Here is a 15,475-nt window from a genome sequence, read left to right on the forward strand (position 1 = left end):
CTGCGTGACCGCTGTGCCCACCGCCCTCTCGGCGAGCGCGGCGCATATCGCCCGTCGCCGCTTGAGAGCCCGCCGCCGTGTCGCCGCATACACGCTCGCGCTGATCGTCACGCTCTCGGGGCTCGTCGTCGCGAGCCTGGCCATCGGCTCCCGCCCTCTCGCGCCGACCGACGTGTTGACGGCGCTGCTGTCGACCACGCGCGACACCGCGGGCGTCATCGTGCACGAGCTTCGGCTGCCTCGCACCCTGACGGCCCTGCTCGCCGGATCGTGCCTCGGGGTCGCGGGGCTGCTGATACAGGCGGTCACCCGCAACCCGCTCGCCGACCCCGGTCTTCTCGGCGTCAACGCCGGCGCCGCTCTGGGTGTGGTCGTGGCGATCGCCTTCTTCGGCGTGGGCACGGCCGGCGGGTACGTGTGGTTCGCCTTCGCGGGAGCGGCGGGCGCTGCGTCCCTCGTCACCGCCGCCGCGCGGCCCGGGCGCCGCGGCGGCACCGTCGGGCTGATCCTCGCCGGCGTGGCGCTCAGCGCGTGCCTGGGCGCGGTCGTGCGCATCATCACGCTCGCCGACGACGATACGTTCGAATCGTTCCGGTTCTGGGCGGTGGGCTCCTTCGAGCGTCGCGACCCCGACGTGGCCGCGCAGTTGCTCCCCTTCGCCGTCGTCGGCGTCGTGATCGCCGTGCTCGTCTCTCGCGGAGTGGACCACCTGCAGCTGGGCAGCGATCTCGCCCGGGCGATGGGCGTCTCGCCCGCCGTCGTCATCGTCGCGGCGGGCACGGCGATCACCCTGTTGTGCGCCACGGCCACCTCGGCCGCGGGACCGCTCGCCTTCATCGGGCTGCTCGTCGCCCACGCCGTCCGCGGGGTCGTCGGCACCGACCTGCGCGCGAGCCTGCCGATCGCCGCCCTGGCCGGGGCCGCGCTCACGCTCGCGAGCGACGTCGTCGGTCGAGCGATCGCCCTGCCGGGCGAGGTCGAGGCGGGTATCGTCGCCGCGTTCCTCGGCGCCCCCCTTCTGCTCTGGCTCGTCGTGCGGAGATCCTCGTGACCGGTCGTCGCCTCGCCGGTCGCCGCCTCGTCGGCCGCGGTCGCGCGGTGACCGCCGTGGTCGCGACGCTGGCCGTCGCTGCGATCGCGGTCGTCGCCGGCCTCGGCACCGGTTCGTTCCAGGCGTCGCCCGCCGAGGTGGCATCCGCTCTCCTCGGCGGAGGTGACGCGCGCACCTCCGTCGTGGTGGTGGGCCTGCGCGTCCCCCGCGTGATCGCCGCGCTCGCCATCGGCGCCGCTCTCGGGCTGGCCGGGGCGGTCTTCCAGACCCTGGCCCGCAACCCGCTCGCGAGTCCTGACATCGTCGGCTTCAGCGCCGGGTCGGCGACCGGAGCACTGATCAGTCTGACCCTGATCGCCCCGACGGCGTCGCCGGCCGCAGGCGCCTGGATGGGCGGGCTGCTCACGGTGGTCGTGGTGATGCTGATCGCGCGCAGCGTGGGCGTCTCCAGAGAACGAACGATCCTCGCCGGCATCGCGCTGTCGATCCTGTTCGCCGCGGTCAACGACTACCTCCTCACCCGCGCCCCGCTCGAGATCGCCCGCAACGCCGACCAGTGGCTGCACGGGAGCCTCGCCGCCACCGCCATGAGCGACCTGGGCCCGCTGCTTACGTCACTCGGCATCCTGAGCGTCGTCCTGCTGCTCGCCCACCGCGACCTCCGCGCGTTCGAGCTCGGCGACGACGTGGCGCGCTCCCTCGGCGTGCGGACGGGGCGCTCGCGACTTCTGCTCGTCGTCGTCGCGGCCCTTCTCACGGGCACCGCGACCGCGATCGCGGGCCCCATCGGTTTCATCGCCCTCGCAGCTCCGCAGCTGGCGCGTCGCGCGATGGGCAGCAGCGGCATCCCGCTCGTGGGCTCCGCCCTGACGGGAGCGACGGTGCTCCTCGTCGCCGATGTGATCGCGCAGCGCGCCCTGGCGCCTCTGCAGATCCCCGTCGGCCTGCTCACCGGCGTCGTAGGAGGGGCCTACCTGTTCTGGATCGTCGCGCGCACCCGCCGATGAGCACGAACGCCCCGTCACGGCCGGTAGGGTGGATGCCGAGGGCCTCTAGCTCAGTCGGTAGAGCATCGGACTTTTAATCCGCGGGTCGTGGGTTCGAGCCCCACGGGGCCCACCGCATCTTCTCCATCAGCACTGCGCCGAACCGGCGGTCAGCGCACGACGACCGCCGTCTGTGCCGACGTGCGCTGCGCGGTGGTGAAACCGGTCTTGGAACCGGTCACGGTGACGGTGATGCGCTTGCCGATCTGCGTGGTGGCGACCTTGAGGGTCTTGCCCGTCGCGCCCGCGATGTCGACACCGTCGGCCTTCCACCGGTAGGTGAGCGTCACCGGACTCGGCGTCCACGTTCCCGGCACGGCGGTCAACGTGTTGCCGAGCTTCGCGGTGCCACTGATCGTGGGGGTCACCGCCCCGAGCGTGCCGGCGCTGACGGGGGCGGTGGGGAGCGACGTCACGGCATCCGATCCGTCCAGAGCCGAGACGGTGACGGTGATGCGCTTGCCGACGCTGGTGCCCGGCAAGACGAAAGAGCTGCCGGTGGCGCCGGAGATCGCGACGCCGTCGGCGCGCCACTGGTAGGTCACGGGAGTCGACCGCCCGGCATCCGCCACGAGAGTTGCGCCCGCCGCGGCCGTGCCCGAGATGGTCGGGACCGCCACCACCGGTGCGCCCGACTGGTAGACGGCGACGTGATCCACCGACATCGTGCCGCCCGAGGTCTTCGGCGCGGCGGCACTGTCGCATCCGCAGACGCCGTTGGGCAGCCCACCCCCGATGGCGAGGTTCAGCACCAGGAAGTACGCGTTCGGGATGGCGGCATCCCACGCGGCCTCACCGATCTGGGACTCCTCGATCGCGTGCGTGGTCACGTCATCGACGAAGAACTCCAGCCGCTCCGCGCCCGCGACGGTGCGGTCGACCAGCACGGAGTAGGTGTGGAAGTCGGTGAGGCAGGCGGCGCAGTCCTGCAGCCCGCTGGTGATGCCGTACGGCTCGTCGCAGGCGCCACCGTCGGGGAGGTCGCAGTGCAGCGTCTGGATGACCTGCGGCGTCCCGTTCACGGCCTCGAGCATGTCGAACTCGCCGGTGCGCGGCCAGTCGATCTGCGCGTCGGCATCACGACCGAGCGCCCAGAACGCCGCCCAGTAGCCGGTCGGGTCGGCGACGGCGGGCAGACGCACGGATGCCGTCATCAGCAGACGTCCGCCCGCGGGAGCCGCGAAAGACTTGTCCGCGGTGATGATGCGCCCCGACGTCCACGCCCCCGACGCGTCGCGCAGCGCGCGGATCGAGAGAGCGCCCGAGCCGTCGAGGAAGACGTTGTCGGTCGAGGCGGTGGTGCGATCGACCGCGCCCGTGCCCCACGTGCCGACCTCGTGCTCCCACTTCGCGCCGACGGCGGAACCGGCGGGACCGCTGAAGTCGTCACGGAAGAGGGTCGTCCACCCCGGCGCGTCCGCCGGCGCTGCGGCGAGGACCGCCGAGGGGGCGGCATCCGCCGAGTCGTCCGCGGCGACGGCCGACGCCGACGGGGCCGTCAGCCCGATCAGAATGACGAAGGCGACAGCGGTCGCGATCTTGCGCGAAATGAGGGGGAAAGTACGCAGCACGGCGAGTCCTGTCTTCCGAGAAATGACGTCGACGGTGCGACTGTCGCGCAGCTCCGTCGATTGAATCAACCCGAGGCAATTCTGAACGGATCCTGATAAAAGACGCAAGAATCCCTCAAGACCGACCTTGCGCTTACCTTGAGGTCGTCTTGCGCACGAATCCATCTCGCCTTGCATTCGCCCGCATAGTTTCGACGCTGTGGGAGCCCCGAGGCCCCGCACCTCTCGTGAGTGAGTGGGCCGCGAGCTCCACCGCCGGCGAGCCCACACCACACGTTTCGACGTGCTGCTGACGGAAGGACGACCGGCGATGGCGACCGCCCTGCGCGCACGCACCCACGCCCCGACGCGCGCGCGTCGCGCGTCGTGGGAGGCGCTGCCCGAAACCCTGCCGACGCGCCGATCCCGCAGCACCCGCCGCCGCGCCTCTCTTCCTTCGACCGGCTCGTCGACGGCACTCCTGGGACGCACCGACGCCCTCACCTCGTCGAGCATGCAGACGGTCACCGAGGAGGCCCCCGCCGCCGTTCCCACGCGACGCGGCCGCAAGGCGCCCCGCACCGGCGGGCTCGTGGCGGCCCTTCCGGCCCACAACGAAGAGGCGGGCATCGCCGCCGCGATCCAGGGGCTGCAGAACCAGACCTCGCCGCCGGATCACATCGTCGTCATCGCCGACAACTGCACGGACCGCACGGTCGAGATCGCCCGCGCGCACGGCGCCGAGGTGTTCATCACCACCGGTAACACGCACAAGAAGGCCGGTGCCCTCAACCAGTTCCTCGCCGAGGCCCTCCCGCACCTGCGCGAAGACGACCTGGTGCTCGTGCAGGACGCCGATTCCGCCCTCGACCCGGACTTCCTCGAGATCGCCCGCAAGAACCTGCGCGGCAAGATCGGCGCGGTGGGAGGAGTCTTCCGCGGCAGCGAGGGCGGCGGCTTCGTCGGTCACCTGCAGCGCAACGAGTACGCCCGCTACGCCCGCGACGTGCAGCGTCTGGGCGGCAAGTGCCTCGTCGTGACCGGAACCGCAGCGGTCATGAAGGCCGGCATGCTCCGCCAGATCGGCGCGGCCCGCCTCGCCGGCGAGCTCCCCGCCGGCGACGGTCGCGGCGGCGTGTACGACACCTCCGTGCTCACCGAAGACAACGAGCTGACCTTCGCCATCCGCCACCTCGGCTACAACGTGCTCAGCCCCGCCGGCTGCACACTCGTGACCGAGATCATGCCCACCTGGACGGACCTCTGGAAGCAGCGCCTGCGCTGGAAGCGCGGCGCGGTGGAGAACTGCGTGCAGTACGGGCTGACCCGTATCACGTGGCCCTACTGGGGCCGGCAGCTGCTCACGATGACCGGCTGCGTCATCACCTACGTCTACCTCGCCACCATCGTCTACGCGGTCTTCTTCAACAGCTTCACGGTGCAGCCGTTCTGGCTCGGCGTGACCGCGATCTTCGTCATCGAGCGCATCGTGACGGTCCGCCACCGCGGGTGGCGCTACATGCTCGCCGCCGGGCTCATGTACGAGCTCGTCATCGATCTGTTCCTGCAGATCGTCCACACCAAGGCATACCTGGACGCGCTGACTCGTCGTCGGCGCGACTGGTGATCGGAGAACACATGTACAACAACATCGCATCGTCCACCGGAGCGGGCGTCGGCGCCGGCGCACTGGCCATGACCGGGTTCGACTCGGTCTGGCTGGGTCTGGCAGCCTTCGCCCTCATCGCCGCCGGCACCGCCGTCATGCGCATCGTCCCCCGCCGCACCCGCGAATCCTGAGAACATCGCACCACTCAAGACGGTCGTCGGCGCGCCGAGCGCCAGCGGCCGTCTCGCTGTGGTCACCGACCACCCCGCGCAGAAGCGACAACGCACGCACGTCGCCGGCGATCGATGAACGAATGCGAATGACGACGCGGGGCCGTCATCGCCGGAGCGGGAAACGCGGGTGGGTCATAATTAGCCCGAGTCCCAGCCCGGCCGCCAGATTCGCAGGTGCTTTTCCACCGGCACGCGCGAATCGCTGAATCGACAGGAGTCGCACACGTGGGTCTACGCGAATACGGACGACTGCTGCGAAAAGGGTGGTTGACGATATCGATTTTCGTCGCCGTCGGACTCGCGGCGGCGGCGGCGGTCACCGTCACCGCCGTGCCCGAGTACCGCGCCCAGACCACCGTGCTGGTGTCGCTGACGACCGCCTCGAGCCAATCCACCGCCGAAGTGGGTGCATCCTTCCAGAGCGCCGAGGCACGCGTGCCCTCCTATGTCGCGCTGGCCACATCCGCCTCGGTGCTGGAGCCGGTCATCTCGCGGCTCGGCCTCGACATGAGCGTCAGCGAACTCGCCTCGGAGATCACCGCGGCACCCATGCCCAACACCGCCATCATGACCATCGACGTGGTCGACTCCGACGGTGAGCGCGCCGCGCAGATCGCCGACACGGTGGCCGCCAGCCTCACGCAATACGTCCGCGACCTGGAAGGGACCTCCGACGGGGGTCCCAGCCGCGTCAACCTGCGTCTGCTGGAGTCCACGCCGGTACCCGCCGATCCCCTCACCCCCGACCTCCCGGTGTACCTGCTCATCGGCGGGGCCACGGGTCTCATCATCGGTATCGGAATCGTCGCCCTGCGCCACCTTCGCGACGGCCGCATCCGCTCGGCCGCCGACGTCGCAGCGGGTACCGACATGACGGTCGTGGAATCGCTGCCCTACGACCCCGCCCTGCGGAAGGGCCCGGAGCTCGTCGACGAAGACGGTGCCGTCGCCGAATCCCTCCGGATGCTGCGCACGACACTGCTGTACGGGACGCCGTCCGTCCCCCGCGTCGTGCTCGTGACCTCCGCCCGCGACGGCGACGGCAAGAGCGTCGTCGTCGCAGGCCTCGCATCCTCGATCGCTCAGCTCGGCCGTTCCGTGCTCGTCGTCGACGCCAACCTCCGCTCTCCCGCGATGGGCGACGTCTTCCGCACCCCCCGCGGTGCGCCCACGCTCGTGCAGCTGCTCGGAAGCCCCGCGCTGCCCGCCGTGAACCTGCTGGCGCGCACCGCCGAGGGCGTGACCGTCATCCCGGCGGGGCGCACCACCAACAACCCGAGCAACCTCGTCGGCACCCCCGCCATGGAGCAGTTGCTGTCTCAGCTGGCCAAGCGCTTCGACCACGTGCTGGTCGACTCCCCCGCGGTGCTGACCGCCACCGACAGCGTGCTGCTCAGCAAGCTCGCCGATGCCACGCTGCTCGTAGCCGGCGTCGGTGTATCGGCGACCGCCGACCTGACGACGGCCGCCGAGCGCCTGCGCGCCGTGCGAAGCGGTGTCCTAGGCGTCGTCGTGACGCGAGCTCCGAAGGGCTCGCCGGCTCCCACGGCTCCCGGCGTCCCGTTCGCCTGACGCGTCCGCAGCCGTCCCGCGCGCGCCACGCCGAGCGCGCGCGACGCGCGAGGGGACCGCGTCGGACTCCGCCGCGACCACGCGCGACTCGACCGGCGCGCCGAGGGAGGACGTCTGTGCCGCGCCGGCCACGCCTCCGGCCCGCGCCGCGACCACCCCCATCCCGCAGAGGATCCACAGGGTGTAGGCGACCGGCCCCTCCTGCAGGGTGGGCAGCACCGTGAAACTCACGACCGATCCGGCGATCAGGGCGGCCGGCAGGAACCCGTCGAGGGTGCGGGCACGCACGCCCCCCTGGAACAGATACACCAGCAGAGCCGCGAACAGCAGCATCACGAGGATGCCGGATTCGATCGCCAGCAGAAGGAAGAAGCTCTCCACGAGGATGGCGTCGCTCGAGTAGTTCAGCGCCCGAGGGCCGACCATTCCCAATCCGTACCCGAAGGGGTGCGTGACGAGGAAGGGGATGTTCTCGAGAAGGCTGTCGCTGTGGCCGATGAGCGAGGGATCGGCGACGTGAGAGACGACTTTGTCGATGAACAGATAGAGCGTGACACCCGCCACGCCGGCGCCGGCCATGATCGTCAGGAAGGCCCACATCATCTCGGGGCGGGCGCGGAAGATGGCCCACGACACCAGCGCCGCGGCGAGCAGGGCCAGACCGATGTAACCGCTGCGCGATTGCGTCAGATAGATCGCCACGAGCGGCAGCAGCGTCAGCGCGCCCTTCAGCCAGAGGGGCCATCGCGGGCGCGTCCACAGCACCGCGAGCATCATGGTGGCCACCGCGGCGCTCTCGTTCGGCGCCGCGTAGGGGCTGAACCCGCGCGGCACGATGCTGCCGGCCACGAACAGCGACGACGGGAACGGCGCACCGACCGGCACGGGGAACACCCCGAGGGTGAACAGCCACTTCAGACCCTGGCTCCATGTGACGATCGTGGTGATGGCCGCAGCCTGCGACACGACCACGAAGACCGTCGCCAGGATCGGGACGTGACGGCGGTCCAGGATCGCGGGGGCGACGATGAGGGCCAGGAAAGGGAGGAAGTCGTTGCGCCAGCCGTAGGCCGCCTGCGTCAGGCTCGACGTCCAGGCACCCGAGACCAGCCCCAGCGACACGATCATCAGCACGAGCACGACGATGGGCACGGGCACACGGCGGAGACGGCCCGTGACGACCACGAGCACGAACAGGCCGAGGACGAGAGCGTCTTTCACCGCGCCGAAGGCGGTGGCCGCCGCACCGTGCAGGAACGCCGAGATCACCCCGTTGGCCGGCAGCACGAAGGCCAGGGCCAGGATGCCGAGCCACATCACCCCGAGTCCCGACCACCCGTGCGGGGCGATCGCCGACATGATCCGGGCGGGGAGCGTGGCTCGGCCTGCGCGCGTGGCGGTCGGGGATGCGGTCACACCGCTCCGCCCCGACCGGTGAGACGACGCACGACCAGCAGCGCGTCGGAGGGACGCGGGACGATGGTGTGCAGTGGCGGGCGGATGGACATCATCATGACAGTCAGGGCCACGATGATGCCACTGGCGTTGGCGATGGCCGCGGCGATCGCACCGAACGGTGGGCCGAAGATCAGCAGCAGCACGAGACAGGTGACCAGGCCCGAGCCCTGAGCGACCGTCATCCGCAGGCCCAGGTTGCGTGCCGAGAGCACCTCGCCCGCACTCGCGATCACGACGACGAACAGGGAGCCCAGGATGGCGAACATCACCGCCGGCAGCGCCTCGGCGAACGCGTCGCCGAACAGCAGCGGGACGCCCCACGGGGAGACGACCGCGAGGAAGACCGCGGAGGCGAGGCCGACCATGAACGCCGACCGGAGGGCGTCGCCGGTGGCGAGCACGCGCGCACGACCTTCCGTCCGCGAGATGTCCGAGAACACCGGCGCCGCCACCGCGTGCGCGAGGAAGACCGGCAGCGTCCCGATGGTGACCGCGACCGAATACAGCCCCGCCTGATGCGAGCCGATCAGCGGCAGCATGAGCACCTGATCGAGTCGTTGGTACGCCGCGTCCGAGGCCTGGGCTCCGTAGAACGTCGTGCTCCCGCGCAGAAGGCCCCGCCACGGCACCGGCGTCGCGCGGTGGGTCCGGTTCAGCAGCGTCCCGACGATGGCGGTGGCGACCGACCCGAGCACGTTGGCCCAGATGACGCCGGCCACGCTCATGGCATCCATCAGCGCGAGGATCAGGATGCCACCGACGTACACCACCGGCTGGGTCGCCTGCAGCAGCGCGACCGCGCCGAAGCGGCGCTGGGCACCCACCACGCCGATGTCGATCATCCAGCACACCATGATCGGCGTGCTCATCAGGGCCACGACCACCGCGACGGTGGAGGCGGCGTCGAAGCCCGAGAACAGGGTCGACACGGCCAGCCAGGCCACGAGCCCCGCCGGGATGGCCGTCACGAACGCCAGACGACGGGCCGTGCGGACCGCCCCCATGCCGCCGTCCGCCAGCACGCGTCGACGCACCTCGAACGGCATCCCGAGCGCCAGCAGGATGGGGACCAGGTACATGGTCGCCAATGCCGATGCGGTCTCGCCCCGGCCGCTGGGGCCGAGGGCCTGCGCGATGAGAGGTGCGCTGATCAAGCCCAGCGCCGCGACCGACAGCCGGGAGCCGAGCATCGTCATCGGCGAGTTGAAGAACCGTACGGCGACGCTCACGAACCCCTCCTCACCTCCGCGGCCACGGTGACCGTCTCGTGCAGACGCTGCTCGAACCCCTCGAGGTCGAACAGGCCCGTCTCGTCGCGGACGATGACGTGCAGGCCCTCCCGCAGCGGGGCGACCTCCACCCACACTCCCAGAGGAAGGCCCGTGTGCGCCGGCATCCCGCCGACGAACGTGTCGTCGTCGACCCGCGGCATCAGCGCCTCGGAGACGGCGACCTCGGTCGACGGCAGCGAGACGTGGATCTCGAACGGGACACGCGGCGTCGCATCGTGCGAGCGGCGGGCGGCGACGGGATGACGGACCGCGTTCTTCAACGCGCTGAGCGTGGTGGCGAGCAACCATGCGACGGGCGCTCCCGACTTGCTCGCGGCCGAGATGCGCTCGGCCAGGGCCGTGGCGCTCCAATCGTCGTCGCGCAGCCGACCCATGGGCAGGGACGGCGAGAAGTTCCCCTCGGCGTCGAAGCCCCGGGCCACCCAGCGACGGCCGTCGATGGGAACCACCACGCGGAAGTCCACCTGCTCGCGAAGCGCGTCGCGCAGGCACCGCAGAACCAGGCTCGCGGTCTTCACCGAGAGCGGCGGTCGGGCCGGGCGCCGACCTTCGAGCGCCCTCTCCGGCGTGGCCGCGATCGTTCGCACCGCCGCCGGGGGCAGCACGAACGAGACCATCCGCGTCCGCTCGATCGACTCGGCCTTCGTGAGCGTGCGGGGCAGCTGGTAGCCGGTCTCGGTGCGAGCGGTCAGCGTGCGGAAGGTCTCTCGCGCCGAGCGGATGCCGGCCACGCCGTTCAGACCCACCTTCTGCATCGCCGCGCGCAAGGGGGCCTCGGCCCACGGGACGGTGGGGAGGGTGTCGACCCCCGGGGCGCCGAGCTTCTCGACCACGAGACTCACCATCGCCGTGGCTCCGGTGCCGTCGAACAGGCTGTGCGGGAGTCGGAACGCGAGGACCCCACCGCTGAGGAAGATCCGGATCGGCAGCTGGCCGGGCTCGAACGGGCTCCCCAGAACGAGGGCCGCCAGATCCGAGCGGTCACGGACCGCTTCCACCGTCTCGACGGCCGCTCGTCCGGCCGCGACGGCCGTCTGGCGATCCACTCGTCGCCACCGCCGGCTGCGCGTGCGCACGCGATGCAGCGTTTCGCCGCGCGGAGAACGCAATGCATCCGCGAGCGCGCCGTGCACCCGCTCGGGGGTGAGATCGACCAGCGGTCCCACCAGGTAGCAGATGAGCAGGTCGTCGTAGCCCAGGTTCCTCAGCCCGCTCACGCGCGCCCCGCCCCGACCAGCGCGGGACGCCGACCTGCCATGGCGGTCAGCAGCGAGTTCTTGTACGCGAGCTGCACGGACTCCCATGAATAGGCCGAGACGGCGCGCCTCTGGGCCCGCTCGGAGAGCCACCGCTGGCGGCCCGGGTCGTCGAGCAGCGACAGGACGGCGGCGGCGATGTCTTTCGGGTCGGGGCGGACGAAGCGTCCCGCATCGGTCAGCACCTCGCGGTTGAAGACGGTGTCGCGCGCTACCACCGGGGCGCCGCACGCCATGGCCTGCACGAGAGCGGGGTTGGTGCCGCCCACGCTGTGGCCGTGGAAGTAGGCACCCGCGTGCTGCCAGAGCGCGTGCAGTCGCCGATCGTCGCTGACGTGACCGAGCCACCGCACGCGGGGGTTCGAGCGCGACAGCTCGGCCGCAGCCTCGTCCAGCGGCCCGCCGTAGCCGGACGAGCCGACGATCACGACGTCTCTGGTCTGCGCGATGAGACGAGCCGCCTCGAAGAACTCCGACACCGTGTTCTCGGGGACGAAGCGCGCCACCATCAGCGCGTAGCCGCGGTGCGTGAGACCCGGCTCGACCGGGTAGTCGGGCGGCACGTCGCCGCCGTAGGGGATGACGTCTCCGTCGCGGTCGAACTCGTTGCGCCAGCGGGTCTCGATCGCCGCGGCGTCGTAGACGAGCCGGGTCGCGTGGCGGGCCGTCCACGCGGCCCCCTCGTGGAAGACCTTCTTCGCGACGGGTCCCCATTTGGCGCGGTCCCACTCGATTCCATCGACATTGACGACGGCGGGGATGCCGCGCCGCTTCAGCAGCGGCAGCCAGAACCCGTTGGCGCAGTTGAAGACGAGAGCGACGTCGGGCTTGCGCTGCGCGGCATCCAGGGTCGACGTCAGACCGAACGACAGGGTGCTCAGCGACTTGTTCTCGATCCCTCTCGTCACGCGGCGCGTGACGCGCGGGTCGAGGTCCGGGTCGTCGGGGACGGTCATGCCCGGGCGTCCGTAGACCGTGACGTCCCACCCCTCGTCGGCGAGATACGGCGCCAGACGGCGCACGGCCGTCTCGAAGCCGCCGTAGTAGCTCGGATACCCCCGCGTGCCGATGATGGCAACAGACGTGCTGGTCACAGGAACTCCTTCCGCTCACCGCCGCGCCCGAAGTCGCGCCCCATGAGCTCGCTGAGGTGCCCGCGGCATCCATCGCCGCGCGCAAGATTCGTTATCGGGGCCCGATGAAGGCCCCGTCGACGGTCGAATCTATGCATCGCGATGCGAGGCCAGCAGAACCCGCGGCTAATGCGGAGAAAGGATCGGCACAAGATCGACCTCGGCGAATCTGTGTTTTTCTTGCGCCGATGTTGAGGTCATCTTGAGGTGTGCCTCATAGGGATTTCGCGCCTCGAGTGCGCCGGCCGGGATGGATATCGACGCCTCACGAAACCGTCGTGCGGCATGAATGCGTTCTCTCCGGCCGTCGAGGACCGAATTCATCTCGAATGACCGCGGGGCCGAGGCGAAACGGAATGGACGTCAAGCCCGCCGCGGTCTCAGCGACGAATTCCCCGCGACCGCTGAGTGAGGAAGACCGCTGCTCCGACCAGGAAGAAGCAGGTGATGATGAGCACCGTCATCGCGACGACACCCTGCACTCCCGAGGGTCCGGACGGGTCGAGGAATTCGTAGACGTAGCGTCCCGTGAGAGCACCGCGGATGAAGCTGTAGACGAACCACAGGCACGGGAAGACCAGCACGAGGAAGACACCGCGGAGGGGGGCGCGGCTCTCGGCGGGGAACACGAACCACTCGACCACCGTCAGAACCGGGACCACGACATGCAGCACCACCGAGGTGAGGTTGAGCTGGGCCGGGTCGGTGACGACGACCGGCCCGTAGATGCACAGGAAGAGCACCGACATGCTGACCAGCGTGGCGACGTTCAGCGCCCGCATCATCGCGACGCGCGTGGCGCGCCGCACGCGCGCGTCGGCGACGCGACCGCGGTGCGGGCCGCGGCGGAGGCCGGGGTCGCCGGCGCGCGAGTCACCCCTGCGCGCGTCGGCGCCCGCGACCGCGAAGGCGATGACCGAGAAGATGTTGGTGAGAGCCGTGACGGAACTGAGGAAGTCCGCCGTGGCCGCGGAGCCGGACGACGTCTGGGCGACGACGATCGCGTCGGCGAGCGCGACGGCGCCCGTGACGGCGATACCCCACCGGAGGCCGGCGACGGCCAGACGTGATGCCACTGTTCCTCCTGACGCCGCGTCGGACTCGTTCACGGGGCGGTCGCGTTCACTCGCCTTCGGTAGTCTCGGATTCCTGTAATGGCCTCAGAGACGGGGATTCAATGCCCGATAAGGATGCGGCGGGGCGCGGCCTCAGGGTGCTCTTCGATGGTAGTTGGTGGATCGACGGGCCTTTGTCGAATCGCGAAGTCCAGCGCGAATTCATCCTCGCGTGGCTGAAGGAATTCCCCGGTGACGCCGTCATCATCTGCGTGCCGCACCGCGACGTCGCCTCGGTGCAGCGAGAAGTCGGCTCGTCGGCGCGGGTGGTGGGAACTCGTTTCCGACCGCACGGAGTGGGTGTCATCGCCGGGCTGACGATCTGGGCTGCGCGACTCAAGCCCGACATCACGATCACGCACAATTTCACCCCATTGAATGGACGATCGGCGGTTTTCGTCCATGACTTTCTTTTCCTCAGCGATCCGCAATGGTTCACCCGTCGGGAGCGCGCGTACTTCTCCCTCATGCCCGCGACCATCCGCCATGCCGACGTGGTCTTCACCAGCACCGAGTCGGAGGCGGCTCGGGTCACGCGCACCTCGGCGGCGCGTTCGGCCATCGTCGTCGGCCTCGGACTCAACCGTTCGTTCGCCGACACGGCCTCTCGCGCGCCCGACGGCGTGCACGACCTCACCGGTTTCGTGTTGACCGTCGGCCGCCTGAACGCGCGCAAGAACCTGGCCCTCTCCATCGAGGCGGCGCTGCGGTCGGGCACGGTGACCCCGACCTTTCCCCTCCTGGTCGTGGGCGAGAGGTCGGGACTCGGCGCCGCGCTGCCGTCGTCGGTGGAGGATGCGCTCTCCGACGGCTCCGTGCGTTTGCTCGGGCGCATCGACGTCGACGAATTGCGCTGGCTGTACGAGAACACCGCGCTCTTCCTCTTCCTCACGCTCGACGAAGGATTCGGGATGCCGACCCTCGAGGCGCTCGCGACCGGTGCACCCATGCTGCTCAGTGACATCCCCGTCTTCCACGAGATCGTGGGCGAGCGGGCGAGATTCGTCGACCCGCGCGACGTCGAGGCGGTGTCGGAGGCCATCTCGGCACTGGTGCGCGACCCCGCCTCTCCCGCGGATGCCGCGCCGGTTCTGGCGCACTACACGTGGGAGAACGCCGTGCACCGCATGCGCGCGGCGATCGTGGCGGGCGCCCGATGAGCGCGCGGCCGGACGTCTCGATCGTCATCGTGACGTACAACAGTCTCGGGGTGATCGGATCGTGCCTCGACGCGCTGACGCGCGACGGGGCGCCACCGGTCGGGGCGGAGGTCATCGTCATCGACAACCTGTCGGCCGACGACACCGTCGAAATGCTCCGCGCGCGTTACCCGTGGGTCCGCGTGGTCGAGAACGATTCGAACGCCGGATTCTCGCGTGCCGTCAATCTGGCCGCGACCCACGCCCGGGGACGCCACCTGCTCCTGCTCAATCCCGACGCCCGCATCTCCGCGGAGGGCGTCGCACGCCTGTCCGCGCTGCTGGACGCCGATCCGTCGATCGGAGCCGCGGCACCCGTGCTCGAGAACGAGGGAGAAGAGGTCGTGATCCTCGCCGCGGGCCACGCCCCGACGATGACGAAGATGTTCCTGCACCAGTCCGGTCTTTCCCGTCTCGGTCGCCGGTGGAGCATCCTCGAGGGGCATTACCTCTTCGCCGCCGATGTGCGCGACGGCGTCCGCGACGTGGACTGGGTCAGTGGCGGGTGTCTCATGGTGCCCGTCGACACGTGGCGACGGGCGGGCGGGCTCACCGATCGGTGGTTCATGTACGCCGAGGACGTCGAGTTCTGCCTGCGTCTGCGCGCCGCCGGCCTGCGCGTGGTCATCGATGCCGGAGAACGCGCACATCACGCGCTGGGCGGGTCGTCCAGCGGCGTCGAGGGAGCGGTCAACACCGCCTGGATCGTGAATCTCTTCGACCTGTACGGGTGGAGGATGGCACGGTCCGATCGTCAGCAGCGCCTGTGGCGGGCGATCGTGCTGGCGGGCATGCACGGGCGGTTGTGGTGGTTCCGCGCGTCGACGCTGCGCGGCCGCGACCGGCAGGCCGCGGCCGCGCAGATCCGCCGGTTCGGCATCTACGCGTCAGCGCTCCGGCGCGCACCCCTCACGAGCGACCGGGAACCGTTCTCGCGGTCGCTCTGAGCCGCGGCCGACGA

At 70.3% G+C, this 15,475-nt stretch carries 13 protein-coding genes and 1 tRNA gene; 8 read left to right on the forward strand and 6 right to left on the reverse strand.

Annotated elements, in window-relative coordinates; all coding sequences use genetic code 11:
• Positions 1–4 precede the first annotated feature (4 nt).
• The 3 genes from AS029_RS10420 (at position 5) to AS029_RS10430 (ending at position 2,170) form a co-directional block, all read left to right on the forward strand.
• The gene (locus tag AS029_RS10420) at positions 5–1,051 is read left to right on the forward strand and encodes a FecCD family ABC transporter permease (RefSeq protein ID WP_074615919.1); all 1,047 of its coding nucleotides are present in this window, start codon (positions 5–7) and stop codon (positions 1,049–1,051) included.
• On the forward strand, positions 1,048–2,058 hold the full coding sequence (locus tag AS029_RS10425) for a FecCD family ABC transporter permease (RefSeq protein ID WP_058232542.1): 1,011 nt from the start codon (positions 1,048–1,050) through the stop codon (positions 2,056–2,058). Before AS029_RS10420 ends, AS029_RS10425 begins: the two co-directional genes overlap by 4 nt.
• 39 nt (positions 2,059–2,097) lie before the next feature.
• Positions 2,098–2,170, forward strand: a tRNA-Lys gene (locus AS029_RS10430).
• Between the two features lie 37 nt (positions 2,171–2,207).
• Here the strand turns inward: AS029_RS10430 and AS029_RS10435 are convergent.
• Positions 2,208–3,737, reverse strand: coding sequence for a family 16 glycosylhydrolase (locus AS029_RS10435; RefSeq protein WP_058232543.1), 1,530 nt, complete (start codon positions 3,735–3,737; stop codon positions 2,208–2,210).
• A 241-nt stretch (positions 3,738–3,978) separates the two neighbouring features.
• Here AS029_RS10435 and AS029_RS10440 point away from each other — a divergent pair, with 241 nt between their 5' ends.
• The 3 genes from AS029_RS10440 (at position 3,979) to AS029_RS10445 (ending at position 7,061) form a co-directional block, all read left to right on the forward strand.
• Positions 3,979–5,274 carry a glycosyltransferase family 2 protein gene (locus AS029_RS10440; RefSeq protein ID WP_228375929.1) on the forward strand — a complete coding sequence of 432 codons (1,296 nt, stop codon included), beginning with the start codon at positions 3,979–3,981 and terminating at the stop codon, positions 5,272–5,274.
• A gap of 11 nt (positions 5,275–5,285) precedes the next feature.
• Positions 5,286–5,447 (forward strand): hypothetical protein, encoded by a 162-nt coding sequence (locus tag AS029_RS17620; protein ID WP_167345258.1) that lies wholly within the window; start codon positions 5,286–5,288, stop codon positions 5,445–5,447.
• Positions 5,448–5,714: 267 nt separating this feature from the next.
• Positions 5,715–7,061 carry a tyrosine-protein kinase domain-containing protein gene (locus AS029_RS10445; RefSeq protein ID WP_074615920.1) on the forward strand — a complete coding sequence of 449 codons (1,347 nt, stop codon included), beginning with the start codon at positions 5,715–5,717 and terminating at the stop codon, positions 7,059–7,061.
• Here the strand turns inward: AS029_RS10445 and AS029_RS10450 are convergent.
• The 5 genes from AS029_RS10450 to AS029_RS17315 all read right to left on the reverse strand — a co-directional run bounded on the left by AS029_RS10450 (position 6,990) and on the right by AS029_RS17315 (position 13,276).
• Complete coding sequence (locus AS029_RS10450; RefSeq protein WP_058232545.1) at positions 6,990–8,477, reverse strand: O-antigen ligase family protein; 1,488 nt, start codon at positions 8,475–8,477, stop codon at positions 6,990–6,992. The two genes, AS029_RS10445 and AS029_RS10450, sit on opposite strands and share 72 nt — an antisense overlap.
• Complete coding sequence (locus tag AS029_RS10455; protein WP_058232546.1) at positions 8,474–9,748, reverse strand: lipopolysaccharide biosynthesis protein; 1,275 nt, start codon at positions 9,746–9,748, stop codon at positions 8,474–8,476. Before AS029_RS10455 ends, AS029_RS10450 begins: the two co-directional genes overlap by 4 nt.
• Positions 9,745–11,028 carry a hypothetical protein gene (locus AS029_RS10460; RefSeq protein WP_058232547.1) on the reverse strand — a complete coding sequence of 428 codons (1,284 nt, stop codon included), beginning with the start codon at positions 11,026–11,028 and terminating at the stop codon, positions 9,745–9,747. The genes AS029_RS10455 and AS029_RS10460 overlap by 4 nt, the downstream gene beginning before the upstream one ends.
• On the reverse strand, positions 11,025–12,161 hold the full coding sequence (locus AS029_RS10465) for a glycosyltransferase (protein WP_058232548.1): 1,137 nt from the start codon (positions 12,159–12,161) through the stop codon (positions 11,025–11,027). Before AS029_RS10465 ends, AS029_RS10460 begins: the two co-directional genes overlap by 4 nt.
• Before the next feature lie 419 nt (positions 12,162–12,580).
• Positions 12,581–13,276 (reverse strand): Pr6Pr family membrane protein, encoded by a 696-nt coding sequence (locus tag AS029_RS17315; RefSeq protein ID WP_058232549.1) that lies wholly within the window; start codon positions 13,274–13,276, stop codon positions 12,581–12,583.
• A 101-nt stretch (positions 13,277–13,377) separates the two neighbouring features.
• Between AS029_RS17315 and AS029_RS10475 the strand changes: the two genes are divergently transcribed.
• Both AS029_RS10475 and AS029_RS10480 read left to right on the forward strand, forming a co-directional pair.
• On the forward strand, positions 13,378–14,475 hold the full coding sequence (locus AS029_RS10475; protein ID WP_167345259.1) for a glycosyltransferase family 4 protein: 1,098 nt from the start codon (positions 13,378–13,380) through the stop codon (positions 14,473–14,475).
• A complete protein-coding gene (locus AS029_RS10480; protein ID WP_074615930.1) occupies positions 14,472–15,461 on the forward strand; it encodes a glycosyltransferase family 2 protein in 990 nt (329 codons plus the stop codon). The genes AS029_RS10475 and AS029_RS10480 overlap by 4 nt, the downstream gene beginning before the upstream one ends.
• The last annotated feature ends 14 nt before the right edge of the window (positions 15,462–15,475 follow it).

Source organism: Microbacterium enclense (assembly GCF_001456955.1).
GTDB classification, from domain to species: Bacteria; Actinomycetota; Actinomycetes; order Actinomycetales; family Microbacteriaceae; genus Microbacterium; species Microbacterium enclense.

Excerpts from the sequence above, each read along its gene's own strand:
- AS029_RS10480 (WP_074615930.1), top strand. The coding sequence starts at position 14,472 with ATGAGCGCGCGGCCGGACGTCTCGATCGTCATCGTGACGTACAACAGT.
- AS029_RS10475 (WP_167345259.1), top strand. The coding sequence starts at position 13,378 with ATGCCCGATAAGGATGCGGCGGGGCGCGGCCTCAGGGTGCTCTTCGAT.
- AS029_RS17620 (WP_167345258.1), top strand. The coding sequence starts at position 5,286 with ATGTACAACAACATCGCATCGTCCACCGGAGCGGGCGTCGGCGCCGGC.
- AS029_RS10440 (WP_228375929.1), top strand. The coding sequence starts at position 3,979 with ATGGCGACCGCCCTGCGCGCACGCACCCACGCCCCGACGCGCGCGCGT.